This is a genomic window from Paraflavitalea pollutisoli, assembly GCF_029360705.1.
GTDB lineage: Bacteria > Bacteroidota > Bacteroidia > Chitinophagales > Chitinophagaceae > Paraflavitalea > Paraflavitalea pollutisoli.
Map to the genome: position 1 here is coordinate 241,930 of NZ_JARKMX010000014.1, position 26,191 is coordinate 268,120.

General features: G+C 54.8%; 15 protein-coding genes. 3 read left to right on the forward strand and 12 right to left on the reverse strand.

Annotated elements, in window-relative coordinates; genetic code table 11:
• Positions 1-232: 232 nt before the first annotated feature.
• Both P2W70_RS31645 and P2W70_RS31650 read left to right on the forward strand, forming a co-directional pair.
• Complete coding sequence (locus P2W70_RS31645) at positions 233-994, forward strand: hypothetical protein (RefSeq protein WP_276485616.1); 762 nt, start codon at positions 233-235, stop codon at positions 992-994.
• A 112-nt stretch (positions 995-1,106) separates the two neighbouring features.
• Complete coding sequence (locus P2W70_RS31650) at positions 1,107-2,285, forward strand: polysaccharide lyase 6 family protein (RefSeq protein WP_276485617.1); 1,179 nt, start codon at positions 1,107-1,109, stop codon at positions 2,283-2,285.
• 56 nt (positions 2,286-2,341) lie between these two features.
• On the opposite strand, the gene P2W70_RS31655 is transcribed toward P2W70_RS31650, so the two are convergent.
• From P2W70_RS31655 to P2W70_RS31695, 9 genes are all read right to left on the reverse strand, one after another.
• Entirely contained in the window at positions 2,342-5,818 is a 3,477-nt protein-coding gene (locus P2W70_RS31655) for a ThuA domain-containing protein (RefSeq protein WP_276485618.1), read from the reverse strand.
• Positions 5,819-5,837: 19 nt separating this feature from the next.
• Entirely contained in the window at positions 5,838-6,623 is a 786-nt protein-coding gene (locus P2W70_RS31660) for a ThuA domain-containing protein (protein WP_276485619.1), read from the reverse strand.
• Positions 6,624-6,660: 37 nt separating this feature from the next.
• Positions 6,661-7,839 (reverse strand): AGE family epimerase/isomerase, encoded by a 1,179-nt coding sequence (locus tag P2W70_RS31665; RefSeq protein WP_276485620.1) that lies wholly within the window; start codon positions 7,837-7,839, stop codon positions 6,661-6,663.
• Between the two features lie 9 nt (positions 7,840-7,848).
• Entirely contained in the window at positions 7,849-9,069 is a 1,221-nt protein-coding gene (locus tag P2W70_RS31670) for a glycoside hydrolase family 130 protein (protein ID WP_276485621.1), read from the reverse strand.
• Between the two features lie 21 nt (positions 9,070-9,090).
• Entirely contained in the window at positions 9,091-10,923 is a 1,833-nt protein-coding gene (locus tag P2W70_RS31675; RefSeq protein ID WP_276485622.1) for a sodium:solute symporter family protein, read from the reverse strand.
• 26 nt (positions 10,924-10,949) lie between these two features.
• Positions 10,950-12,113: an esterase gene (locus P2W70_RS31680; RefSeq protein ID WP_276485623.1), complete on the reverse strand. Its 1,164-nt coding sequence runs from the start codon at positions 12,111-12,113 to the stop codon at positions 10,950-10,952.
• Positions 12,114-12,136: 23 nt separating this feature from the next.
• The gene (locus tag P2W70_RS31685; protein ID WP_276485624.1) at positions 12,137-13,801 is read right to left on the reverse strand and encodes a DUF5060 domain-containing protein; all 1,665 of its coding nucleotides are present in this window, start codon (positions 13,799-13,801) and stop codon (positions 12,137-12,139) included.
• A gap of 54 nt (positions 13,802-13,855) precedes the next feature.
• Entirely contained in the window at positions 13,856-14,893 is a 1,038-nt protein-coding gene (locus P2W70_RS31690; RefSeq protein WP_276485625.1) for a glycoside hydrolase family 26 protein, read from the reverse strand.
• 101 nt (positions 14,894-14,994) lie between these two features.
• Entirely contained in the window at positions 14,995-19,197 is a 4,203-nt protein-coding gene (locus tag P2W70_RS31695; protein WP_276485626.1) for a hybrid sensor histidine kinase/response regulator transcription factor, read from the reverse strand.
• Positions 19,198-19,550: 353 nt separating this feature from the next.
• On the opposite strand from P2W70_RS31695, the gene P2W70_RS31700 reads away from it, so the two are divergent.
• Positions 19,551-20,426 carry an AraC family transcriptional regulator gene (locus P2W70_RS31700; RefSeq protein WP_276485627.1) on the forward strand — a complete coding sequence of 292 codons (876 nt, stop codon included), beginning with the start codon at positions 19,551-19,553 and terminating at the stop codon, positions 20,424-20,426.
• A 14-nt stretch (positions 20,427-20,440) separates the two neighbouring features.
• Here the strand turns inward: P2W70_RS31700 and P2W70_RS31705 are convergent, their stop codons facing one another.
• The 3 genes from P2W70_RS31705 to P2W70_RS31715 are packed head-to-tail and all read right to left on the reverse strand — an operon-like array spanning position 20,441 to position 26,185.
• Positions 20,441-21,565, reverse strand: coding sequence for a PKD domain-containing protein (locus P2W70_RS31705; RefSeq protein WP_276485628.1), 1,125 nt, complete (start codon positions 21,563-21,565; stop codon positions 20,441-20,443).
• 28 nt (positions 21,566-21,593) lie between these two features.
• A complete protein-coding gene (locus tag P2W70_RS31710) occupies positions 21,594-23,276 on the reverse strand; it encodes a RagB/SusD family nutrient uptake outer membrane protein (protein ID WP_276485629.1) in 1,683 nt (560 codons plus the stop codon).
• 17 nt (positions 23,277-23,293) lie between these two features.
• A complete protein-coding gene (locus P2W70_RS31715; RefSeq protein ID WP_276485630.1) occupies positions 23,294-26,185 on the reverse strand; it encodes a SusC/RagA family TonB-linked outer membrane protein in 2,892 nt (963 codons plus the stop codon).
• Between the last annotated feature and the right edge of the window lie 6 nt (positions 26,186-26,191).

The window sequence follows — 26,191 nt, forward strand, 5'->3', positions numbered from 1 at the left end:
TTTTAAAAATATCATTTATCACCCTGTGTATTTTCCGTGAAAACACCTTTTTTTAGGTGGAGCAGGTCCCCTATTCAATCTGCGGACAAATCCTTACTAAAATAAAGTTTCACATCCCTTAGTACCAGTTACCGGTTTGGTTGTTATTATGATAGAATCAACTATGACGACCCATTATCCCGTCATTGTTGAATGAAAATCAATCCAATCATCTTAGAAAATTCATCAAAGCATGAAAAAGCTTAACTGCCAACAATTGCTAACGCTATCGGCCTTATTATCCCTCCTGGTGCTGCAAAGTTGTAAGAAAGACAAAGATGCTCCTGCCACTACCGACCTCAACGAACTCTACGCCAACGCCATCGATGATGCCATGATCACGGAAAACATCGAAAGGATCGACACCCTATGGCCGATCAACGCTGTCAACAGCCGGTTGCAATGGAAAACGGTGAAGGGCAAGCAATACCTGTTGATGGCCACCTTTATGCGCTTCCCTGGCAGTTATCCGGAAGGAGATTCCATCACCACCACCTGGGGCGACGCCTGGTTGTTCATCCCCCAGCAAATGAAAATGCGCATCGGCGGTAGTTTTAAAGCAGGCTCCGATACCCTGCTGCGCATCTGCCAGTTGCTGGGTCTGCCGCCCGTCAACAGCAACACCAATACCCATATTGCCGAGATCTGGGTGCCCGTAGACAGCTTACGACGCCCCGCCGGCAACCCGGATATCACGACCACCGCGGCCACGGAAGTGCTGATGAGCAACGCCACGCCGGCCTACGCCAACTGGTTCAACAACTATATTATTTACGCCTATTACCACACCCTGACCAGCGCCACCGACTTCCACTATCCCTGGACCCGCTTAGGTTATACCTACGATTGGGCACCAGGTAGCCGGGAAGTAGGCCTCAGCGAATTTGTATTGCGCGCTAAAACCGGGTGCTGGGTCAACAAAACGCGCACCGCCAGCAACTACTTTAAGGATTAGACCGTCCACGCACCTAAAACGTTTGCGTGGAAAAATCGCCGGATCGCCACTTCATCGACGACGTATCCGCTTATCTTTAGCGCCCCCTACAAAAAGGGACACCAACCTGACGATGAAGCCGTTCTTCATGATCCTGCTGGCGCTGTTTTGCTACTCCACCAGCTTTGCCAAAAAGTACAAGGTAGCCAGCCCCGAAGCTTTCAACAAGGCCGCTGCGGCAGCCGTTCCGGGCGATGAAATTATCATCCTCAACGGCCATTATACCGACTGGGCCATCACCATCAATACCAATGGCAACGCCGGCAAACCCATTATTATCAAGGCACAGACCGCCGGCAAGGTCATCTTTTCGGGCAGGATCACCCAATCCCTATTCAAACTGACGGGCTCCTATACGGTGCTGTCGGGCCTCCAATTCGCCGACTGCCGTATAGCGAAAGACAAAGGCAGCAGTGGCCTCCTCGTTGACGTAAAAGCCGCGCAATTCTGCCGGATCACCGGCTGCACCTTTACCCGGGATACGGCCGATGCGCAATTCATGCCCCTCGTATCCGTATCGGGCAAGGCGGCCGACAATCGCATCGACCATTGCCAGTTTATCGGCAATGTCGACAACATGGAAGTGCAGGTACAAGTGCGTGACGTAGACGTACCCGTGCGTACCCTCATCGATCAGAATGTGTTTCGGGATAAACCCAAAGTGAGCTGGAAGAATGCGAACGGCGGAGAATGTGTGCAGATCGGACAGGATCCCGTACTGCTCGGTACCCGCTATGCTTATACAACCGTACGCGACAACCGATTCATCAACTGCAACGGCGAAGCAGAAGTGATCAGCAATAAAAGTTCGGGCAACCGCTATAGCAACAATTACCTGGAAAACTGCGCCGGCGAACTCGTGATGCGGGGCGGTCATGATTGCGTGATCGACAGCAACACGATTCAGGGTGGCACCGGTGGCATCCGGGTCAATGGCACCCACCATACCATCACCAATAATAAACTGACCGGATTACCCACCGGCATCCGGCTGATGTATGGCATGGCCAAAGGCAAAGAAGAGATTGGCTTTTACATTGCAGCCAGCGATTGTATCGTCAGCAACAACCACATCGACCATTGCAAAGTGGGCATACTGGTGGGCGACAGCAAAAATGCAGACTGGACCGGGAAGTTCGATACGAAACGTTACCCCTCCCGCGTCATGCAGGATGTGCCACCCACCAATTACCAACTCGCCGACAATGTGATCACCGATAGCCAGGACACGCTGGTCGACAACACGCGCTGATGGCGTTACCTGCTATTCCTTATCGGCTCAGCAGACCTGATAACCAACATCGCTTTTTACCGTCGCGCATCCGACATTACCCCCAACTCCATCCGGATCTCTCCCCACTTGATGACGCCGTCATGCGGTGGGGATGGCTTCACGGCGATGAAATACACATCGTGCCGTCCGCTGACTGGCTTGTTGAGCCGGCCGCTGACGGTCGCAAAACTATCCATGCCACCGGTGGCGGGATAAGCCGTGGAGGACACTACCGGGCCAGCCCGTGAATCCAGGCGCACTTCTACCTGCCCGGCCGCAGCACCGGAGGCATAGTGGTAGGTGAAGCCCGTTACCTGCGTCAGGTCCACATCTTTCAGCATCACGTACGATTTATGTGGCCCGTCTGACAGGTTATCGCGAAAGCGGGGAAAGCCGTGTAATTCGTCGGCAAATACCGCCCGCACCTGCTGGTTGCGCAGGGTTACCACGGCAGTACCGGTAAGACTATCCACGCCCTGGGCGCCTTTATCTGTATACGCCGCCACGATCACGTGTTGTCCTTTGGGTTCTTTGTCGTTGTAGACCAACGGTAGTTTGCCCTGTAAGGGAATGGCCTGGGCCTGCTTACCCGGATCGGTGAGCGAGAAGATATACCGGACGATCTGCCGGGTGTCTTCTATCGTCAATTGCGGATGCGCATTCATCACATGCTCCGTACCCCAGCTACCTGCCCCACCCTGAATGATCTTTCTGGCCAGGTTCTCTTCGGCGCCTGCTTGTTGCTTATAGCGTTCAGCGATCGCCACCAAGCTGGGGCCTACAGAGGTTTTATCTACCGTATGACAGGTCTTGCAATCACTCGCCAGCATCAGCTCCTTACCAGCTACCTGGGTTTCGGTGAGGCTCGATAGGTTATGGATGTTTTGCAGGATATAACCAGCGGAATAAGTTTGTGGCGTATATACATACCAGGCCTGCACCCGCTGGGGGTCGATGACACCGTCTTCGCGGTCGGCCACCTGGATCGAATACGGGAACAGATCACCGGGCGCATAAAATGATAGGTTGTGGGGACTGCTGATGGTTACGACCGGGGTGGCATTGCCCGCCCGCACGGTCACCGTATCGCTGGATACGGCGCCCGACCGGTCTGTCACTTTCAACACGGCGTGGTACAGGCCCGGGGTTGTATAGGTATAGCTGGCTTCGGGGGTGGTAGCGCCTACCGTTTTGCCATCAAACAACCACTGGTAGGTCAAGACATCGTCGTCGTCGAGGTCGCGGCTGCCCTTACCTGTAAAAGATACGCGCAGTGGCAATGCACCGGCTATTGCCCGGATCACCGGTCCTTTCTTGAGGTCGGTGGTGAGGAAGGATCTCTTGTCGAGTGCATCGTTCGCCACCGAGTCTACCAAAGCCGCCCGCGCCAGGGGCACCCGGTTGCCGGTATAGTATTCGATCTTCACCAGTCGTGCATCGTCGTTGGCGACACCATATACTGACCCATACTCCAGCATATACATCACCCCATCGGTACCAAAGGCCATATCGATCGGCCGACGGAAATCGCCGTTGCTGCCCATGAAGGGTTCGCTGCGCAAATAGTTTTCTGCTTTGTCGAACCGCAGGTTGAGCACCCAGTTGCGCATCCAGTCAAACACAAACAGGCTGCCATCGTAATACGACGGAAATTTATTGGGTGAAGGGTTGCTTTCGTCGTAAGCATAGAAGGTACCCGCCATCGCCGAGCGGCCACCAATACCCAACTCGGGAAATTGCGCCGAGGCCGCATAAGGGTACCAGATCATGGCCGGCTGGGCAGGTGGCAAGTCCTGTAGCCCCGTATTGTTGGGTGAGCGGTTGACGGGATGCTGCGGATCGAACAAAGGCCCGGCCGTATCGGCTGCAAAATCCCATTTGGCATAGGGCTGGTTATCGGCAATCACATAGGGCCAACCGAAATTGCCGGCCTGGCGTGCCTGGTTGAATTCATCATAACCCCGGGGCCCCCGCTTTGTATCCTGCCCGGCATCCGGACCAATATCGCCCCAATACAAAACGCTGGTGCGCGGATTGACGGCAATGCGGTAAGGATTGCGCGCACCCATCACATAGATCTCGGGCAGGGTTTTGTCTGTGTCTTTGGGAAACAGGTTGCCCGCTGGTATGGTATAACTGCCATCCGGTTCGGGATGTATGCGCAGGATCTTTCCTTTGAAATCGTTGGTATTGGAGGCGCCGCGCTGGGCATCGAGGCTATAGTGCTGCTGTCCCGGCCGTTCGTCGAGCGGTGCAAATCCGTTGGAAGGAAAAGGGCTGCTGCCATCTCCGGTAGAAAGGTAGAGGTTACCGTTCTTATCCCAGGCCAGGGAGCCGCCATGGTGCGATCCGCTGTTCTTCTGCACCGGCACCCGCAACAGTATTTTTTCCGAGGCGGTATCGATGGTCAATAAAGGCGTAAGCGTAAAACGCGAGAGGTGGAAATAGAGCGGTTCTTCCGTTTGTCTACCCGGCGCATAGTAAAGGTACAGGAACCGGTTGTTGTCGAAGGCAGGATCGAGGGTCAACCCGATCAGGCCCGTACCACCGGTGGTGGTGACGGGAAACTGGTGCACCAGTTTGTATTGTTGCGTGCGGGTATTGTACAGTGAGAGTTTGCCAAACAGTTCGGTAAAGAATACCTGCCCGTTGCTGGCTACCGCCAGTTCCATGGGTGAGTTGAGATGATCTTTCAGGATCGTTTTCACAAACCGGTTTTCTTCGGGCATGGGTTGTGCGTAGGCTTTGTCGTAGTCGAGGGGGGTACCGTCGCCCATGGCATAGCGGATGCCCCCTGCCAGGTGCTGAAGAAACAAAGGCTCTTGATAGCTTTCATCGGTATGTCCGCAGCCGGTATAAAAGGCCCTTCCCCCATCAAACGCATGGTACCAGGCAATGGGATGGCTGGCGCCATTGGTACCACCTTCATAACTCGTTTCATCGAGACTGGCCAACACGTGGATACCCGGGTAAAAGGGGCGGTAATTGTACCACTCATCGGTACGCTCCCATTGCGCCGGCAATCCTTTCGTGGCGGCATGGGTGGTATCGCTGACCACTACCCGCGCCTGGCGGATATTGGAATTGTGCGGATGGCTTTCGAACCAGGCGCCCACCAGTTTGCCGTACCAGGGCCAGTCGTATTCGGTATCGGCCGCGGCATGGATGCCCACATAACCGCCACCGGCCTGTATGTAGCGTTCAAACGCCGCTTGCTGCACCGCATCGAGCACATTGCCGGTCGTACTGGCAAAAATCACGGCCCGGTATTGCCGCAGGTGTTCATCGGTAAACAAGCTGGCATCACTCGTGGTATCCACGCCGTATCCCTGCTCGCGCCCCAATTGCTGCATGGCCGCCTGCGCAAAGGGGATATTGCTGTGGTGCCAGCCCCTGGTTTTGGTAAACACCAGTACTTTGGCCGGACCAGCCTGTTGCCGGCAGGCAGCCATACTGCCCACGACGAGTAGCATCAACATCCCAAGCCGGATGCGATATAGGTTCACTAACATGTTGTGTATTTTAATCGGCTTACCGGATCCGTTGGGTGGTAGCCTTGCTGTAATCGAGTTGTACGTTGTTGCCGATCGCATACTGTATACCGGCCAGCAGGTGCTGCAAGAACAAGGGGTCGGCATACGCCGCATCAAAATGCCCCAGGGCGGTATAGAAGGCACGCCCGCCATCGTAGGCATGGTACCAGGCCACGGGATGATAAGCGCCGTGTTTGCCGCCTTTGTAGGTCGACTCATCTACCGTCAACAGCACGTGCAGGTCGCTCACCATGGTCTTGAAATTATACCATTCGTCGTGCCGCTTCCACGTACGGGGCAGGTGCCGCGTGCTGGCATGGTTGGTGTCTGCCACCATAACCACACCGTCCTGCGGTTCGGGATGCCCATCAAAAAAAGCGCCGGCCAGCCGCCCATACCAGGGCCAGCCATACTCCATCGTGGTAGCGGCATGAATGCCCACATAGCCGCCACCGGCCTGTATGTAGCGCTCGAAGTCGGCCTGCTGAGCCGTATCGAGCACATCGCCGCCGGGGCTCACGAATACGACCGCCGCATAACGCCGCAGGTTTTCTTCTTTGAACACGGCCGGGTTGGTACTGGTATCCACACCAAACCGATTGGCGGCACCCAGTTGCATGATCGCTTTCATGCCGGCGGGAATGGATTCGTGGTAATACCGCATGGTTTTGCTGAAGACCAGGATGCGGGGCGTAGTGCGCTGGGCCTGTAATACAATGGGTGCCAGCAATAACATTAACAAGGCGGTATTATAGCAGCGGCGTGCTTTCATATTGACGAGCATGGTGGAAAGATAAAAATAAATAATAGTGAATGGAACACTAGAGACGTTTCATGATCTCGAGGCAGGCGCGGCCATTGTGGTAGGGACATTTCCAGAGCCCTACTTTGCCCTGCGGCATCGGGCGATAACCGGCCGTCATACCCCAATACCATTCTCCCCGTTCGTGATCGATGAGGTGCTGGTCGATGAACTGCCAGGCCCCGATGGCGTGTTGCGCATACTTCGCCTCTCCGGATATTTGCCAGGCATTCACAAACCCTACGACCGCTTCTGCCTGCGGCCACCAGTGTTTTTCTTGTACCATCCGATCATGCGCAGGTTCATACTCGTACCACAGACCACCGTCTACATCCATCCCTTCCAGGGTAGCGTTGCTCATGGTGAGGGCGATCTGCCGGCAACGATCGACCCAGTGCTCGTCTTGGATGCGTTCGGCGGCTTCCAGCAGCAGCCAGCTGGCTTCTATATCATGGCCATACGAGATCGCATCGCCTTTTACCTGCCAGTGCTCATCGAAGAACAAGTGTAGGTGCCCGTTGTGTGGGTTGATGATGTGCTGGTCGAATACCTGTAATAACTGTTGTATTTGTACCCGCAACGACTCCTGTGGCCAGCTGCCGTACAAAGTGCTATACGCCTCCAGTACATGCAGGTGCGTATTCATCGTTTTTTTCTCATTGGCATCCTTGCTGCTCAGTCGCCCGTCATCGACGGTATTCCAGGCGCGGCCAAAGGCTTCGAAATAGCCGCCCTTGACGGGATCGTAACTGTGCTGTTGCAACAGGTGATACAGTTTGATGGCTTCCTCGCGGGCGGGCGGATAACCACTGGCGGCGTAATAGGCGCTCAGGGCAAAGATGGCGAAGGCCTGGGCATAGACCTGCTTTTTGGTGTCGAGTGGTTCACCGTTGTGTCGAATCGTCCAGTATACCCCGCCGTGTACAGGATCAATAAAATACTGCACGAAATACCGGTATACTTCGTCGGCGATCTTGCGGTACGCCGACTGACGGGTAGCCTGGTACGCCGCGGAGAAAGTCCATAGCACACGCGCATGCAATACCGCTCCTTTGTCGGCCTGCGGATGACGGGTATTGTCGTTGTCTACCTGGCCTACCACTCCGCCCTGCTCTTTGTCAAGCGCATACTTTGTCCAGTACCGGAGTATGCTGTCCAGTTCTTTGGTGGCCGCCTGTTTGAGTGCCTGTACATCCATAGCTCTATTTTATCGCATCATACCGGCTACCGGCTGTTGAAGCGCAAGGTCGTTGGCCGTTGTTTTGTTTTGGTCTACCAGGTCGACGATCGTCTGCACGGTCGCTGCAGAACGGAACCCATCGGCCGGACTGTTCAATACATAATCGAGCAGTTGGCTCACTGTCGTAGTCGCCACGTGCATGCGGGTATCGGAGGAAGCATAGTAGATAAATACTTTACCGTCGGCATCGGCGATCCAGCCATTGCAGAACAATACATTCGATACATCACCAATCCGTTCCTCCCCTTCCGGCGCCATGAAATAACCGGCCGGCTTGTGGGTGATCTTCTCCGGTTGTTGCAGATCCGTCATAAACAGGTACAACACGTAACGCAGTCCGGCAGCGGTGTTGCGCACACCGTGTGCCAGGTGCAGCCAGCCCTCCGGTGTTTTGATGGGCGCAGGTCCCAGTCCGTTCTTCAGCTCATACACGGTATGGTATACTTTGGGATCCATGATCACTTCTTCTGCCACGGCGGCGGCTTCGATGGAGTGGCTCAAGCCGAAACCAATACCGCCGCCCTTGCCGGCTTCGATGAAATTGTCCTGCGGGCGGGTATAAAAAGCATATTGTCCGTTGATGAATTCCGGATGCAGCACCACATTACGTTGCTGGGGCGAGGAGGTTTTCAAGTCGGCGAGCCGCTCCCATTGTACCAGGTCTTTGGTGCGGGCAATGCCACACTGGGCAATGGCTGCCGATTCATCACCCGGTCTGGCCGTCGGGTCTTTGCGTTCGGTACAAAAGAGGCCATAGATCCAGCCGTCTTCATGTTGCACCAGCCGCATATCGTATACATTCACATCCGGGTCGCTGGTCTCGGGCATGATCACGGGATACTCCCAGAACCTGAAGCCATCGATACCATTGTCGCTTTCGGCCACCGCGAAAAATGATTTACGGTCGATGCCTTCCACACGGGCTACCAGGATATACTTATCGTTGAATTTGAGCGCACCGGCATTGAAGGCTGCATTGATGCCAAACCGCTCCATCAGGAAGGGATTGGTAGATGCATCGAGGTCGTACCGCCAGTTGAGCGGTGTGTGCGCCGCGGTGAGTACCGGGTACTGGTAGCGCTGGTATACGCCATTGCTGTCTGGCACCGGATGATTGGACCGGTCGGTTAGTTGTTGCCACGCGTTTTGCAAAGCCTGCAATCTTTCCAAAAATTCAGGATTACTCATTATTCAGGTTTAGTCGTTTGATTAATTTTCGAGTTTGTTCCACCAGGTGCGTTTCAGTACCCCCACGATCACTACCAGGATGGCGATGGTGATCAGCAGCGGCAGCTTCAGCCACAATACCACATACATCGGCAGCAACGTGAGGCAGCATTGCGCGATGATGCCGAGGGCCACGTTGAACATATCCAGTTTGAACCGCCGGTTGGGCTGGAAGCCGGGATCGGCGGCCACTACCTGGGCATGTACCGGTTGCCAAAAACCCCAGGGCTTTACCTGCTTATAGAATTGCTGCAATACGGCCGCCTCCACCGGTGGCGCCGTATACGTGCCCACCAGGCTGCCAATGACGGAGATCACAAACAGCAGGGGCCAGTAATACAGCGCCAGTGTATGGGGAAACAGCGAGGGGAAGATCAGGGCGGCGACGACGCCTGCAGTCATCCCCCAGAAGAAACCATGCGCATTGAACCGCCACCAATACCATTTGAACATATTGGCGGCCACATAACCACCGTACAGGCCTGCCACGATCCATTGCAATACACTGTTCACATCTTTGGCGAAAAAGCCGAGCACGATGCTGAGTGCCACCACCACGATACCCGTGAGGTAGTTCATGGTGATCACCTTTTTGTTGGAAGCGGCCGGGTTCACATACTTGAGGTAAATATCATTGACAATATAAGCCTGGGCAGCATTCAGGGTGCCGGAGAAGGTACCCATAAAAGCGCCCAGCAAGCCCGTCAGTACCAGTCCTAATATGCCGGCCGGCAAAAAGCTGTTGACCGCCGCCGGTAGTATCCGCTCGAAGTCGGCCCCACCGGCTGTCGATAAATCGATCTTATTGAAGTACAACAGGGCGAGTACCGTGATCCCGATCACCATGCTGTAGCGGATGGGCAACAGGATGATGGATACAAAACCCGTCATCTTACTGGCCTCCATGGGCGAGCGGGTCGATAATACTTTCTGCATATCATAATTGGGGGCTGGGCCTGCCAGGCTGGCGAACACGCCTTTGAACAACATCATGGTGAAGAAGATGCCAAAGAGGCTAAAACCATCAGACGTGATCTTGTCGTTGGCAGCGGGTAAGATGGCGCTCCAATCGAGCCCGAGGCGGGCACCGAAGAAAGGATTGTGCCAACCTTCCGGCACGTGCAGGCTATTGCCCGGCCGGTGCAGGTGGATCATGGCGATCACCGCAATACTGATACAGGCCACGGTCATGATCACATACTTGATCACATCACCCAGCACGATGCTGTGCATACCGCCCAGGATGGAATAGAACATGGCAAACAGGGTGAAGATGATGCCGTAAAAATGGGCGACATACCCAGGCGCCACCTCGAAGGGCACATAAGGTGCCACCACGTGCCAGGGCACGAAGATCTCGATGAACTTGCCCAGGCCGATAAAGCCATACACGAGAAAACCGAAGCAGCTCAGGAGTGCAAAGGCCACCACGATATTGTGCGACCCGCGTACACCCTTGCCGGTTGTACCGAAGCGGGTAACCAGCCACTCGGCCCCGGTATTGGCATTGGAACGCCGCAGCCACTTGCTGAGGAACATCATCATGAACACCTGGTTGAATACCGGCCATAGCCAGGGTATCCACATACTCTTCATGCCATATACAAAACACAGGGCCACCATCCACATGGTACCGCTGATGTCAAACATATCACTGGCATCGCTGAGGCCCAGCATATACCAGGGCAGGCTTTTGCCGCCCATTAAATAACTTTCTTTGTTCTGCCGCGCCTTCTTGCGCATCAACCATCCCACCAGCACCATCGTTATCAGGTACAGGATCACGATACTTCCGTCGAGCCAGGTAATTTTCATGCCGTTCTTACTGTTTAGTGGGCCGCTTATCTGAATAGTTTAGGTAAAAACTGGTGCAACTGATCGCGCCATACACGCCATTCATGGCCACCGGGTATATTGTATACTTCGTGGCGGATACCCCGTTGCTGCAGTTGCGCCACCAGTTGCTGGTGACCGGGTATCCTGGGATCATCGATACCACAGCCGATCCACAATAGTTTCAATTGTTTGTTGACGGCTGCTGGATTGTTGAAGACGCCTGGTGCTCTGTCGTTGATGTCGAAGGCAGGATCGCTGAGCAGGCCTGAGCTGAACTCGCCGATCCAGGCAAACCGGTCGAGGTTGCGCAGGCCCATCACATAGGCCTGACCGCCGCCCATCGACAGGCCGGCAATCGCCCGTTGCTCGCGCCCGGTTTGTACCCGGTACTGCTTTTCGATATGGGGTATGACATCGAGCAGCAGCTCCTGCTCCAATTGCTCCATACCCTCCTTCGAACTGCCGCCGGCCCAGCTGCCATCGGTGAGCCCATTGGTCATCACGATGATCATCGGTACGGCTTGTTTTTGGGCCAGCAGGTTGTCGAGGATCACGGGCGCGCGGCCCGACTCCTGCGACCAGCTCGACTCATTATCACCACCACCATGGCGCAGGTACAACACGGGAAATCGTTTATTGGGCTGCGTAACATATTCCGGGGGCAGGTACACATACATATTGCGCAGCCGCCTGAGTGGCGTGGAGGCATAAGTGACGATATTGGTAACGCCATGCGGTACGGCCTGCACTTCATCGAAGCGTGCCGGCGAACCCGGCACCTCCACGATGCTGGCGTACAACTCCGTACCACTCTTGACAATCGGATTAGCCATATCGGGCAGCTTTATACCATCTATCGAAAAGAGGTAGGCATAGATACCGGGCGCTACCGGACCGATGGTCACGCGCCAATCACCACTGCTGTCTTTGGTCAGCGCCTGCGGTTGAATATTCCACTCACCAAAGAGCAGTTTCACGTCTTTGGCAGCAGGCGCTTTGAGGCGGAAGGTGATGTGCCGGTCTGCGTGTACCACCGGACTGAAAGCGCCCGTGGAAGGTGCCCAGAAACCCGTGGTGCTGAAACCGCTGTTGGCCGTTTGTGCGAAGGTGGTCAGTGTGGCACTCATGACCAGCAGGGTGCTACAGGCATATTGTCGTATCGTCTTCATGAACATGAATAGCGTTGAATGATTTATTGTACCGTTACCAGCAGCAACAACTCTTGTTTTGCCGGCAGGGTGATGGTGGGTGACGTAAACTGACCATTGGCCAGCTTGCCGCCGGTCAGTGTTTTGTATTGAAGGGTATTGGGGTCGTACGATTGTACGGTATAGGATTTAGCGGTGAGCGGAAACTTCACAGCTGTTGTTGCCACACCGTCACTTTCATTAAGCAGGTAAGCGAAAGCGGTATTACCGCATTGCACGGCCTGCACATGCAGCACCTCGGCCGAGATGGGCAGTTGCTCAAACCGGCCCTTGCCCGCCTGCAGCATCTTATCGCTGATGGCCCGCACCCCGCGGAAATAAGGTGTCATCTTTTGGTCGTCGAACAATTCCCACCACCAGCTCATCGGCAGGATGGGCGTAGCACTGAATAGTCCAAACCACAAACCTCTTTTGTAATCGTAGTTGGCCTCCCGCGCATATTTCGGGTCCTGGTCTTCCCAGCGGAAACCAAACTCGCCCACTACATAAGGCTTGCCGTAGGTTTCGATGTAGGCGGGATAGATGGCTGGTATCTTACCGGTGTGCTTGTAAATATGTTTCTGGTTGAAGTCGATATAGGGTATCGAGTTGAGCCCATCGATATCGCGGTGCGAAATGCTGGTGGTGACCAGGTGCTGGTAGGGATCGATGTCTTTGAGGTAGCGGCTCATTTCGCGGTGCCAATGGGTGACATACACGTGCGGGATCAATATGCTGTCGCTGCGGGTAAACACGCCGTTGTCGATCTCGTTGAAGAATTCCCACGCACCGATATGGGTACTGTATCCCCAGCGGGCTACTACGTAACGCAGCTTGTTCTTGTATTTCTCCATCGCGGCGGGCTGACTGAAAAACTCCGTATACGTCTTTACGGGTCCGCCGTTGGCCTGGTTGTAAGAACTATTGTTCCAGTTGCCGCTGTTCATATCGAGCGTCAGCATCATGTACAGGCCCAGCGAATCGATGAGGTGCAGCAATTGCTCCATGCGTTGGATACCGCCCGGATGAAAGTATTCGGTGGAGTTGACATAGCGTTTGGTAGAGTTGACCTTTTGTGTTTCCAGGGGCAGGTTCCAGGGGCACATCCAGGTGCGGAAATAATTGGCGCCGTTCTTCGACAAGGTGGGCAGTAAGTAATCATAGGTCCACTTGTCGTTCTCGAAGTTGCGCGACTCCCACCCTACGTTTTCCCCGATACCGCGAAACAGCTCGCCGTTGTCGAAGCGGAAGGTCCAATGATCGTTGGTATGCAGGAAGCCGGGTTTCTTACCAGGCTGGGCCGTGAAGGTTTGCGGCGTGGTTTCTTCCGAGCGGCCCGCGGTCGTGAGGCGGAAATAATAGTGATAGGTACCGGTTTCGCGCGCTGCGAAACGGGCTTTCCACTGCGAAGTAGCGGTATCTCCCTGATCGAAGTAGCAGGGTAATACCCAGGGTTTGCCGGAGGGTGCGGTCAGCACCATATCGAGCTGTAGTTCTTTTTGATCATAGGGATTGCGGAAGGGTGTATGCAGGGTAATGTCCCACTCGGCTTTTTCAAAACGAAGGATGGGTGTCGTGGGCGATACGGTCTTCGCGATGCGTTGTTGCGCCGTAACGTAACCGGGAAACAGGATCAGCAATACGAAAAAGAAAAGCATATAGCGTTGCATCAGACAAGTCGATTTTAGCTGTTGAAGAAGGAATGGTGTGCTGGCCTGCCGGGTTTATTTCCAACCGGGCATTTCGTCGAGCGTGAGTGTATTATCGGCGGTGATCACCTGTTTGATCTGGTCTTTGCTGTTGGCACTGAACACCAACTCGGACCAGCCCATGAAGAAGGTCCACCGGGGTTGTGCGGCCAGTTGGGCCGCGGTGGGATATTTCTGGCATTCACCGATGGCGATGGGTTTGCCTTTCGACACCCGCACCATCACGTCGTATTTCTCCTGCGAGAAACCGCTTTTATCATCGTATACATCGAGCGCTGCCACATCCCAATAATCGGCCCCGGGATTGTAGGCATCTGCATCGGTCGATAGACTGGCAAAATCCTGGATATCCCAAACCCATACGAGGTTCTTCAATCCTTTGGTGCGGGTCATGTAGTCGTGGGTCAGTTGCCACAAGCGCCGCGTACCTTCGGCACCGGGGCGGCCACCCCACCAGAATACGCCTTGGTTCATTTCATGCAGCGGGCGCCACAACACTTCCACGCCCCGCTCCTGCAGCCAACTGAGGTGTACAGCCACTTCATCCATCATCGCCTTCCAGCGCTGGTTGATGGGCGTACCGTCCGTAAGCAGGTCTTTCCATTGACTATCGGTGAGTTTGCTCTTCACGCCTTTATCGTCCCAGCCGCAGGGCTGCGAAAGTGCCGGGTTACAGGCATGCCACATGATGTTGACGATCGATCCTTTTTTCCATTGGGTCAGTGCCTCTTCGATCATCACACGGCGGTTATCGATGTTCTCGGCCTGGAAGAGGAAATCGCCACTCCAGAGGCCAGGGTATTTGCCGGTGGTGGTAAATATTTCTTCTGTCCACCGGGCGGGGGTAGCATTGGGTTCCCTGTTGTGGATGCCGGTGATGGTTTTTGAACCAGCTATCTTAGTAAGATAGTGGAGGGTTTTGAAACTGGCTGTTGGTGCCGGAGGATTGACGGGTGTGGGATCGTTTTCTTCGATCGTATTTTTCCTGGCGGTGCCACAAGCGAGGCAGGTGACGGTGGCTGTCAGTATCGTTCCGGTGATCCATTTTTTCATACGGCAATCGTTTTAGGCTGTCATTGATTGAGGAATCAAATTTAGCCGACGATGCCACGCGTTTTTGATGCAATCTTAACGATTCATGGTACTATAACCGATCACTGGCCACGCTGTCTGTTGACATACTCTTTGGGGCCCATTTTATACTGTTTGACAAAGCATTTATCGAAGTAGGAATGGCTGTTGAAACCAACCTCCAGCGCCACCTGGCTGATGGATAGTTTTCCTTCCAGCAACAACTTCAAACTCTTCTTCAGCCGGATCGATTTAATGAACTCGTGCACCGTTTGTCCCGTCAGTGTTTTTACCTTGGCATACAACACGGTTCTGCTCACCGCCATCTCTTTCGAGAGTACGCGGGCATCGAGGTTGGGATCGGCCAGGTGTGCTTCGATGAAGTGCACCAGTCGCTGGAGAAAATCTTCATCCGAAGCACTCAGCGACAGTCCTTCCGACTGGAAGGGAGCGGCAGCCTGCAACTGCTCGCGGATGGCGGTCTGTCGTTTCTCCTGCCTTTGCAGCAGGTTCAGCATCACCTGTATCAGCAATTCTTTCTTCACGGGTTTGGTGAGGTATACATCGGCGCCGGCCTCGTACCCGGAGGTTTGCATCCCTTCTTCCCACTGGCTGGTGAGGATGATGACGGGTATATGGCTGGTAGCCGTTGTCTGCCGCAGTTCGCGGCAAAACTCCAACCCATTCATGCCGGGCATCAACAAGTCAGTGATCACCAGAGCCGGTTGTATATCGTTGACCAGCTGAAGCCCCTCGCGGCCGTTGGCCGCCTCGAATAACTCAAACGTATCGGAGAGGATCAGCTTCAGGTAGTCGCGCACTTCTCGGTTGTCTTCTACGATGAGCAGTTTGCGGCCCTTGATCTTTACTAGTTTATCGGTGGGATAATCGGCCCAGAAACCGGCAGCGGTGGATGCCGCAGCAGGGCCTGTCAGCTCCATACCGTGAGCAGGTGTTGCCCGTACCTGGCTGGCGGGAAACGTCAGCTGAAAGCTGGTGCCCTGGCCTGGTGTGCTGGCGACCTCGATGGTTCCTTTGTTGGCAGCTACAAATTCGCGGGTGATCACCAAGCCCAGCCCGGTGCCTTTTTCACCGGCGGTGCCGGCGGTTACGGTAGTGCGGTTGATGTCGAACAATTGGGCTACCTGTTCGGTCGTCATCCCCACCCCGTTGTCGCTGATGGATAAGCGGACCCTGTCTTCTTCCTGCACCGCCTGCAGGGTGATGCGACCATGATAGCCCGTAAACTTGATGGCGTTGCCGAGTATATTACGCATCACCGTATCGACCATGTGCGGGTCGGCGTGCAGGTTGATCGTGGGGGGTATATCGACCTGTACCTGGATATGCTTGTTGTGCAGGGGCTGCTCCAGCAACCGCAGGTTCTGCTGCACCAACTCGGTGAGTGATACAGGTACGGGCTGGTATTCGATGGTGCGCGACTGGGTACGCGACCAGTTGAGCAGGTTGATCAGCAGTTCGTATACGGCTGCCGATGACTGGTGCATGCTATCGAGGTAACGCTCCAGTTCCCGGCGCTCCATACGGGGCAGTTGCTGCCGCACATACCCGGTAATATCGTTGAGCGCCGATACGGGATTGCGCAGGTCATGCGCGAGGATGGAGAAGAAATGATCCTTGGTATGGTTCAGTTGCTCCAGGGCTGATACGGTTTGTGCCAGCTCCTGGTTTTGCCCGATGATGTGTTGCTGCTGATCAAGGATCTTATCGGTTTGGCGTAATACTTCCTGGTTTGATTCTTCGAGGTGTTCTTTCTGACTTTTGATCTCATCGCGTTGCTCTACCAGGAAGGCATTGACCTGCTGCAGCTCCTGCGTTTGCCGGTCTACTTCTTCTTTCAATAAGCGGTTCCTGTTACGGATAGCGGCTACCCGTGCGTAAAACAAGCCTACCAGAGCGGCGATCACCAACAACCATACGAGGAACCGGAACCAGCCTGTTTGCCACCAGGGTGGCAAGACCACAATGTATAACGGATGCGGCGCAGCGATCCATTTACCGGCCGCATCGGTATAGCGGATGCGCAGTACATAGTTGCCCGGCGCCAGGTTGGTGAAGGATACCTTGCGCTCTTCGTGCAGGTCGATCCAGGCACCACCCCAGGAGTCGATGGAATAGCTGTACCTGGTTTTACCCGGTGCATAGCCATTGATGGCGGTGAAGCCCACCGAGAAAAAGGATTGCCGGTGGTTGAGCACCAGGGTATCGGTAAAGGCCAGCACCCGCTGCAACACCGATCCGGCGGCTCCCGGCTGTTGCAAGGCATTGAAGAGGTACAGATCGGTAAAATAAAAGGCCGGTGCCTGGGCAGGCAGCCGCAAACTATCGGGATGAAAAATATTGAATCCTTTTTCGCCACCAGCAATCAACTGCCCGTCGCTGGTTTGCAGTATGGCTTTTTGAAAGCCATCACTCAACAACCCATCATCTTCATCATAAGGCGTCAGCTTACCGGTGCGGGTATCCAGCGACAGCACGGCATCGCGCCCCGCTATCCACAGGGTATGATGACGTCCGGCCACCATGGCCTTCATCACTGGTGACAGGTTATAGCGCGTAGTATATCGGACAAAATGTTGCTGCTGCTCATCCCAGGCATCCAATCCCCCTTCGCTCACGATCCAGATACGGCCTTCCGCATCTTCGGTAATGGCGTTGACGGCGTTGCTGCTGATGCTGGTGGTATCGGCCTGGTGCTGGAAGCGTCGCAATTGTTTACCATCGTACAGGAATACGCCGCTGTAGGTACCGATCCACAAGCGCCGTTTGCTATCCTTGTACAGGTGATTGATCCAGGCGGGTGCATGCAGGTCGAACGGAAACAGCGTATTGTTCTTGTAATGGATGATGCGGTCGCTTGGTTTGTGGTACACGGCCAGTCCTTCGCCATGGGTGCCGATCCATACCAGGCTGTCATCGGGCAGTATCGCTTTTACATCGTTGAAGGGTAGTGAATACGGGTCATTGGGTTGATGCGTAAAAGAGCGCATCGCACCAGTAACCGGATCGATGCGTTTGACGCCGGCAGCCCAGGTGCTTACCCACAGTGATCTATCTTTATCGCCCTGGATACCGGTGATGGCAATACCGGCCAGGCCCGCTGCACCGTCTGGTCGTGACGACCGGCCCGTGTGCGCATCGAATTGCCAGAGGCCGCTGCCATTGGTGCCCAGCCAGATCTTACCGGCCGGCTGTTCGTACAGGCAGTTGATGGACCTGGCCTGCGGTTCTTTGGTTTGATCTTCCTGTTGCCCATAATTGCGAAACTGGTTCTTGTAGCGGTTGGTATAAAACAGTCCACTACCCTGGGTACCAAACCAGGTATTGCCAAAGGCATCTTCGCATAGGGAAAAAACAGCCATGAGCGGGTCCTGGCTGTTGTTGACAGCCTTCGTCGTCACGGGCCGGGGCTCGCCCTGCCCATCGGGCATATAACAGAGTAACCCTCGTTGCACCCCGATCCAGATAGTATGGGCACGGTCTTCGTACAGACTGCTGATGCTGTTGTTGCGCAGTCCGCTGGCGGGTCGGGAAAAAGACTTAAAGTTTTTGATGGCGGTTCCCTGCTCGTTCAATACCACGATGCCCTGGTCTTCGGTACCCACCCATACCTGGCGGCGGCTGTCGGCCAGTATCGCGGTGACCTTATCGCTGGGCAATCCTCCAGCTACGCCTTTTTGGTGACGCACGGCCTCAAAGCGTTTGCTTTGCTGGGAAAACTTCCGCACTCCCTTGTTGAAAATACCCGCCCAGATATTATCCGCCTGGTCGATGGTCATACAGAAGATGATGTCATCACCGGAGGTAAACCATTCCGACCGCTGGCTGTCGTAATCGTAGCGGCACAAGCCGTAAGAGGTACCCAGCCAGAGCTGGTGGCGGCTGTCTTCCCGGATCGCATTGACCGGTACGGCAGGGGTATTGGCACGGATGGCACAGGGGGTAAAGGCATCCTGTGCCCGGTCGTACAGGTTGAGCCCGCTGATGGTGCCCACCCACAAACGCCGGCGACTGTCTTCAAACAGGGTGTACACAATGTTATTGTCGATGCTGCGGCGATCCTGGTCGCTGTGCTCATATTTTTTGAAGCTATAGCCATCCCACCGGAACAATCCATCGAAGGCGGCCAGCCAGAGAAATCCGTAGGAGTCGCGGTAAACCGATTGCCAGGCATTGGTGGGCAGGCCATTGGCGGTGGAGTACTGGTAAAAGTTGAAGGGCATCTGCTGTGCCTGCAACAGAGAAACATACAGGCAGGCCAACACCAGCAAGTATTTTCTTATCGTGGGAGCATGTTTTAATGACCCCTTGTGGCAGCCAGCATTGATGTTATTATAACAAGTCAATCTCAAACATTTGACAATCAATCAAAAATTGGTAAGCGGAATCCGGTTCGTACTATAATTCAAATCTTCCGGACTATAGGATAAAGTGGTGGACCGGCGATGGGCTAACATTGAGGGCAGCCTGGCCTCCCCCTGCCATACCGGCCATTGAAGATAGCAGAAAGCGCCTAAGTTACCGGACTTATTACCTGAAGAGTGGTATTATTTTAACGGAATATGGTGGGTGGCCGGCAATAAGTGATTGCTGATTATAACACAAAAACTGCTGAGCCATGTTCAAAGACGTGATCCGGGAGATTACCCCGTTGACGCAAAACGATTGTTTTACCATCTTCTCGCGCAAAAAGACAGAGTTCAATTTTCCCCTGCACAGCCACGAGGAAATAGAGCTGAACCTCATTTTACACGCCTCGGGTACCAAACGCATCGTGGGCGACCACATCGAAGAGATCGATGATATGGAACTGGTATTGCTGGGCAGCAACCTGCCGCATGGCTGGTTTACCCACCGCTGTAAAAGCAGGAATATTCATGAGGTCACCATCCAGTTCCAGAAAGAGTTGTTTGCCCAAACCTTCCTGCAAAAGAACCAGCTGATCTATATCCGTAAATTATTTGATGGGGCGAAACGGGGAGTTGCCTTTTCCCGGGAGACGATCGAAACGATCGCCCCCCGGTTGCTGGCGTTGGATAAAAAGACGGGATTCGATTCGATACTCGAACTGTTCTCGATCTTCCACGATCTGTCGATCTCGCGAAACATCAAGATGCTGTCGGATACCACTTTTATGAAAGAGCAGGTGTCGTACAACAGCCGTCGGCTCGAGCGGGCCTTCGACTATATGCACCATCATTTTTCAAAAGAGCTGACACTGAAAGAAGTGGCCAAGGTAGCCAATATGCCCGAAGCTTCCTTCAGCCGGTTTGTGAAGATGCATACCGGTTACACGTTTACCGAAAGTCTTACCGATATACGCCTGGGACATGTGTCGCGGCTGCTGATCGACACCACCCACTCCATTGCCGAGATCGCCAACAAGTGTGGCTTCAACAACATGGCCAATTTCAACCGCATCTTCAAGATCAAAAAAGGCTGTACGCCCAAAGAATTCAAAAAGAATTATACCGGCCAGCGGGTGTTCATCTGAACACCTGCCGGTGGTTACGGCAGGACGGTAAAGCTGAGGTTGTCGAGCAACCAGTCGCCATTCGATTTACCCTGCCAGGTGCCAGCCTGTACGCCGATGTAGACGGTACCAGTTGCCGGGGCGACGTAAACACCGCCGGTGGTGGCACCGAAACCATAGGTCTTGTTGGCCAGGGTAACCAGGTCGCCATCGATGGCCGTCGTATTCGTTTGCGATCCCCAGCCCCACCAGGTATTGATGACGAGAAAATGGTTGGCATTGGCAGCGGTACTTTCCACCCAGGTATTGGCATCGGTGCTGATGTAGAACTGGAAATAACATTGCGAGCCGCCGGCGGGCGCTTTGACGCGCGCGCTCAGTTGATACTTCTTACCGGCCACTACGTTCACCGCCTGGTAGATGAGCTGGTTGGTCGATCCGCTGCTGTTGGTAAAGGAAGGGAAACGCAGCGCTGCACCATAACCACCCGCAGGTTTATCGCCGGTAAAGCCAAATACCGGCGGGTTGTTGTTTTGCGTGGCCCAGGCTGTCCAGAATTGTCCGTCACTGGCTTCGAAACCACCGCCCTTCAGCAGGTTGTTGTCGGCTACGGTGATCGTTTTGGATTTCACCACCACATCACCCAGCAGGCCGGTCACCGTGAGCTTCACGGTGTAATTGCCATAGGCGGGGAATTGATGATCGGGGGTGAGCTCGGTAGACTGGCTGTTGTCGCCAAAATCCCAGACCACCTTATCGATCGCCATCGAGGCGTTGCTGAACACCACGTTTTGCCCGAAGGAAGACGCGATGCCAAAATCGGCCGTAGCGGGGGCGGCGGCGGCCACCGTTTGCGTTACGGTAGCGGCATAACCGGCAGCACTTCTCGTGGTGAGGGTTACCTGGTATTTGCCCGAGCTGACATAGGTATGCACGGGGGATGCAGCGGTGGAACTGGTGCCATCACCAAACCGCCAGTAGTGCGATTCGGCATTGGCCGACGTGTTGTTGAAGGTCACCGCCAGCGAACCGGTCATGGCAGTGAAGGCGGCGGTCGGTGCAGGACCTTCCACCACTTCCGAACGGATGGTGGTATCCTTCTGGCAGGCGGCGAGTAAGGCAGCTGCCGTATAGAGCGTAACAATAGATAGTCGTTTCATACAATGCGTTGATGGATTGTGTCGGGGATTAGTAACCGGTATTTTGTTCCAGGGCGCCTTTGGAGTTGACTACTTCTGCCTGTGAGAAGGGATAATAGTACATGGCCGGTGCGCGGAAAGTACGGGTAGCCACATTCACTACCTGGTAGGTGTAGCTGCCATTGGCATTCTTGCTCACCCGCACGCCCTGTATAGGCTGGTTCAAGACCGTTTCCGCCTCCTTCCAGCGCAGCAAGTCCCAATACCTAAAATCTTCAAAAGCCAGTTCGATGCGGCGTTCGTGCTTCACGGCCTTCCGGAAATCAGGTATCGATGTGGTGGTGATGGCCGGCAGTGCATTGCTGGCGCGATCGCGCACCATTTTCAACGCCTGCCGGGCTGTGACGGTATAGCCGGTGGGTAAGGCATCGGGCCCATAAGCTTCATTCATCGCTTCGGCATAGTTGAGCAGTACTTCGGCATAGCGCATCAGTACCCAGTTGTGCTGCGCCGTGCCCCCTTGGGTAAGGTTGAGCTGATCGGTCAGGAATTTGCGGAGGTAATAGCCGGTACGGCTGCTGTTGGACCTGGCCTGATCATCCCGGCCACCGGGCGATTGATCGATGACGCGTCCGTTCCAGGTGCTGCCATTGGTAACGATCGAGGCAGCGAGTCGTGGGTCACGGTTCTTGTACGGATCAGCTGCATCGGGCATGCCGATGTATTCATAATCGGCAACGAGGTTGTGGGACGGCGTGAGGCCACTGTTGCCACCGGGTGTAGCGATCGGGTAATTGTTGACTTCCGGGTTGTTGTCGGCCGGCCGGCGGATGGCGAGGATGGTCTCATTGGCCGCGGGTGCATTGCCCCCGGCGAAGTAAGCACCATACCCACCCGTGTACAGGGCATAGCCGAGTCCGGTAGTGGTCATCACATCTCTCGCAGCAGCGGCGGCTTTCTGCCATTTGGCAGCCTCGCTGTTGGGGTTGTGCAGCGGGCTGGCGGCGTGTAACAATACACGTGCTTTGATGGCGAGGGCCACCCCTTTGGTAAACCGGCCATCCTGATCAGTATAAGAAGAGGTCTTCCAGTTTACCTGCAGGCTGTCTCTGTACGTATCCACTTCCGCAACGATGAAATCGACGACCTGCTCATAGGTGCTTTTCGCCACGTACCGGTTGGTCGCCTTATCGAGCGTTTGCGTGATCAGCGGCACGCCGCCAAAACGCTTGATCAGTTCGCTGTAGTAATAAGCACGGGCCACATGGGCTTCGGCCCGGTACCAGCCTACAAACAGTTTGTCTTTTTCATAGTTGGTGACATCGGCCACCGTATCGCGGTACAGGGCGATGAAGTTGCGCCAGTTGGCCGAATAGTCGAGGTAGTAATTGGCTGCGCGGATGCCCTCGTACAAATTGCGGTAGGCATTGGCATCGGGGTTGCTGTTGGGGTTGAGCGTGCCCTGGTTAAAGACCAATGCGTTGCCCGAAGCCTGTGTTTGCTGCACCTCATCGGTAGCGGCGGCAAACAGGTTGTTGTCGAGTGCATTGAACCCATAGGGCAATGCCGCATAAAACGCATTGGCAAAGGTATAGAGCGTTGCCCGGTCGGTTATGATGGTCTCTGGCGTTGCGTTGGTATCGATCTTCGTGTCGAGGAAGTTTTTGGTACAACCTGCGCCACCGGTCAGGCTACCCGCCAGTACCAAAGTATAGAGCAATCGTTTTTTCATCACTTGATTTTTAAGCATTAGAAAACAAGGGTAAATCCGGCATTGTACGATTTGAGTGCCGGGTAACCGGACAGCGTTTCGGGATCCATTTTGCTGTCGTCGAGCAAATGGCTCCAGGTAACAGGATTGACGGCGGTTACGAAGAAGCGGAGTTTGCTGGCACCCATGCGCCGCAGGCTGCCGGGTGCCAGGCTATAACCCAGCGATACCTGGCGCAGGCGAAGGAAATCGCGGTTCCTGATCCAGAAGCTGCTTGCCCGGTAGTTGTTGTTATTGGCCTGTGTGGTAAGGCGTGGATACGTAGCGGTTGCCCGGGTATCGATGCCCTGATCGGGATAATAGGCCCAGGCACCCTGTGCGATACCATAGGCATTGCCGTTGTTGACGAAGGCCTGTACCTGTGCATTGTTGCTGCTGAGGATATTGGTGGCAAAACCGGTTGCCCCCTGAAAGAATACATCCAGGTCAAAACCCTTGTAATTGGCCGATCCACCGAAGGCAAACGTAAACTGGGGGTACCCCGACTTGCCGATCTCCGTTACATCATTCTGGTCCACTTTGTCGTCGCCATTGAGGTCCTGGTACTTGAGGTCACCGGCCTGTACCGTACCAAAGGCAGGTACGGGTTGGCCCGCCTTGAGCGAACCATCGGCATTAAAATCACTCAACTGGTAAAAGCCGGTGGCGACCAGCCCGATCTGTGTGCCATAAGGACGTCCGGTTTGTGCGTTGTAGGGATAGGCTGGTGTCACCTCGGCCATATAATCGATCTTGTTCTTGTTGTAAGCAGCCAGGCCGGTCAGCGAATATCCTACCTGCCCTACCCGGTCGGTAAAGACACCGGTTACTTCAAAGCCTTTATTCGTTTGTTTGCCCAGGTTGCTGATGTAGACATTGTTGCCAAATGATCCGGGAATGGTATTGTCGCGGGTGAGGATATCACTGCGCTTATCGAGGTATACATCGATGCTGAGGTCGAGTTTGCGGAAGAGGCTGACATCCACCCCTACATTGTACTTCATGCTTTGCTCGGCAAATACACCGGGGTTGGCTATGTAGAGGGGCGTCAGCGCTCCCTGCCCTACTGGTGTACCATTGCTGGTATAAAAGGTCGAGAAGTTTTGCTGGTAGTATTGTTGGTAGAGGTAACGCCCATTCTGTCCGCCCACGGGGCTGCCTGCTCCTTCTGTATCGGCATTGCCGCTCTTGCCGGCCGAGGCACGCAGCTTCAGGAAGCTCACCGTTTGACTGCCTGCGAGGAAGGCTTCTTTGGAAACGATCCAGCCGGCAGAGATAGCGGGATAAAAGCCCCAGCGATTACCGGGCGCGTAGGCATCCGATCCGAAATAAGAGAAGGCCAGCTCGCCAATGTACTTGTCTTTGTAGGTATAATGGGCGCGGCCGCTCAGGTTCTGGTAGCGGTATACGAATGCATAGAAACCATCACCCCTAAACTCCGACTGGTGGTAATTGAGGGCGGTACGCCATTGGTGATGGCCACTGTTGCGGTTGTAGCCAATGGTGGCCGTGCCCTGTTTCCAGTCTTCCTGTCCGCCGGGAAACTGCGATGTGGCCCGGATCGGCGTGGTTTGATCGGTGGTGGTCTTTGCTCCTTCGTAGTAACGGGCATAGTTGGCCGTTTTGTTGTACCCGCTCAGGGTAAAGCTGTTGAAGGAAAAAGCCTGACTCAGGTACAAACCCGAGGTGATCATATCCAGTTTCTCCCGCAGTTCGAAATTGCCTTGCAGGAAACGGGCATTGGTGCTCGTCCAGCCCAGTTCATTGATGGAGGCCATCGGGTTGTTGGGGAACAAGGTAGTACCCGACCAGTTGCCCGTCGTAGGATCTTTCACCGGGTAGGTATTGGCGGGGTAACGTGCCAGGTCATTCCACAGCTGGCCGATATTGTAATTGGGTTGCTTGCGTTGTTCGATGCGGCCGCCCAGGTCTACCCGCGCTTCAAAGATCTTAAACAGGCGGAAGTCGAGGTTGGTGCGGATATTATAACGACGGAATACCTGGTTGAAGGTGGAATCCGTATTGTCGACATTGAACAGCCCCTGCTGGTTGGCATAGTTGAGGATCACATTGTAGCGCGCACTGCTGTCGCCCCCGTTGAACTGCAGGTCGGCATCGGCATAGAGCGCATTGGATTGCAGTACCTGTCGGTACCAATCCACATTGGTGCCGGTACCATTGCGGTAGGCATCGAGCTGCGCCTGGCTGTAGCGGGGTGACCACACATTGCCATTGTCGTTGCTGATGGCCTGGTTGTACAGCGAGGCATAGTCATAGGCACCTAATGGCTTGTTGACCTGTATAGGACTTTGCACACCGCTGCGGGCCTGCACCTGTATGGTGGGTTTACCAATCTGGCCCCGCTTGGTGGTCACCCAGATCACACCATTGGAGCCGCGCATGCCGAAGGTGGCGAGGGCGGCAGCATCTTTCAGGATGGCGATGCTCTCAATCTCTACCGGCGACAGGTTGCGGAAATAATTGCGGTTGGTCTCGAAGCCATCGACGAATATTTTATAAGTATGGTAACCACCGGCGCCGCCGAGGTAACCATAACTACCGATGCCGCGGATACCCAGCAGGGCTTCATCGTTGCCAGGCTCGCCGGAGTTTTGCGTTACGGTGAGTCCGGCCAGGCGGCCGTACAAGGTATTGGTGATATTGGCAGCGGGTGTCTGGTAGAGGGCGGTGCCTTGTACCGTCGCTACGGCGGCGGTCGATAGTCGTTGTGGCAGGGTAAAGAGCCGGCCTGGTTCGATGGTACCGGCGCGGTGATCGCTGGGTTGCGTGGTATCGGCAGCGCGTGGACTGCTTTGGGCAGCTGCTTCGCCGGCGGTCAAAGCCAGGACCAGGGCTGCGGCCGATAACCGGAATATATGATAACTGTTCATTGCTAC

Excerpts from the sequence above, each read along its gene's own strand:
- P2W70_RS31645 (WP_276485616.1), top strand. The coding sequence starts at position 233 with ATGAAAAAGCTTAACTGCCAACAATTGCTAACGCTATCGGCCTTATTA.
- P2W70_RS31650 (WP_276485617.1), top strand. The coding sequence starts at position 1,107 with ATGAAGCCGTTCTTCATGATCCTGCTGGCGCTGTTTTGCTACTCCACC.
- P2W70_RS31655 (WP_276485618.1), bottom strand. The coding sequence starts at position 5,818 with ATGTTAGTGAACCTATATCGCATCCGGCTTGGGATGTTGATGCTACTC.
- P2W70_RS31660 (WP_276485619.1), bottom strand. The coding sequence starts at position 6,623 with ATGCTCGTCAATATGAAAGCACGCCGCTGCTATAATACCGCCTTGTTA.
- P2W70_RS31665 (WP_276485620.1), bottom strand. The coding sequence starts at position 7,839 with ATGGATGTACAGGCACTCAAACAGGCGGCCACCAAAGAACTGGACAGC.
- P2W70_RS31670 (WP_276485621.1), bottom strand. The coding sequence starts at position 9,069 with ATGAGTAATCCTGAATTTTTGGAAAGATTGCAGGCTTTGCAAAACGCG.
- P2W70_RS31675 (WP_276485622.1), bottom strand. The coding sequence starts at position 10,923 with ATGAAAATTACCTGGCTCGACGGAAGTATCGTGATCCTGTACCTGATA.
- P2W70_RS31680 (WP_276485623.1), bottom strand. The coding sequence starts at position 12,113 with ATGAAGACGATACGACAATATGCCTGTAGCACCCTGCTGGTCATGAGT.
- P2W70_RS31685 (WP_276485624.1), bottom strand. The coding sequence starts at position 13,801 with ATGCAACGCTATATGCTTTTCTTTTTCGTATTGCTGATCCTGTTTCCC.
- P2W70_RS31690 (WP_276485625.1), bottom strand. The coding sequence starts at position 14,893 with ATGAAAAAATGGATCACCGGAACGATACTGACAGCCACCGTCACCTGC.
- P2W70_RS31700 (WP_276485627.1), top strand. The coding sequence starts at position 19,551 with ATGTTCAAAGACGTGATCCGGGAGATTACCCCGTTGACGCAAAACGAT.
- P2W70_RS31705 (WP_276485628.1), bottom strand. The coding sequence starts at position 21,565 with ATGAAACGACTATCTATTGTTACGCTCTATACGGCAGCTGCCTTACTC.
- P2W70_RS31710 (WP_276485629.1), bottom strand. The coding sequence starts at position 23,276 with ATGAAAAAACGATTGCTCTATACTTTGGTACTGGCGGGTAGCCTGACC.
- P2W70_RS31715 (WP_276485630.1), bottom strand. The coding sequence starts at position 26,185 with ATGAACAGTTATCATATATTCCGGTTATCGGCCGCAGCCCTGGTCCTG.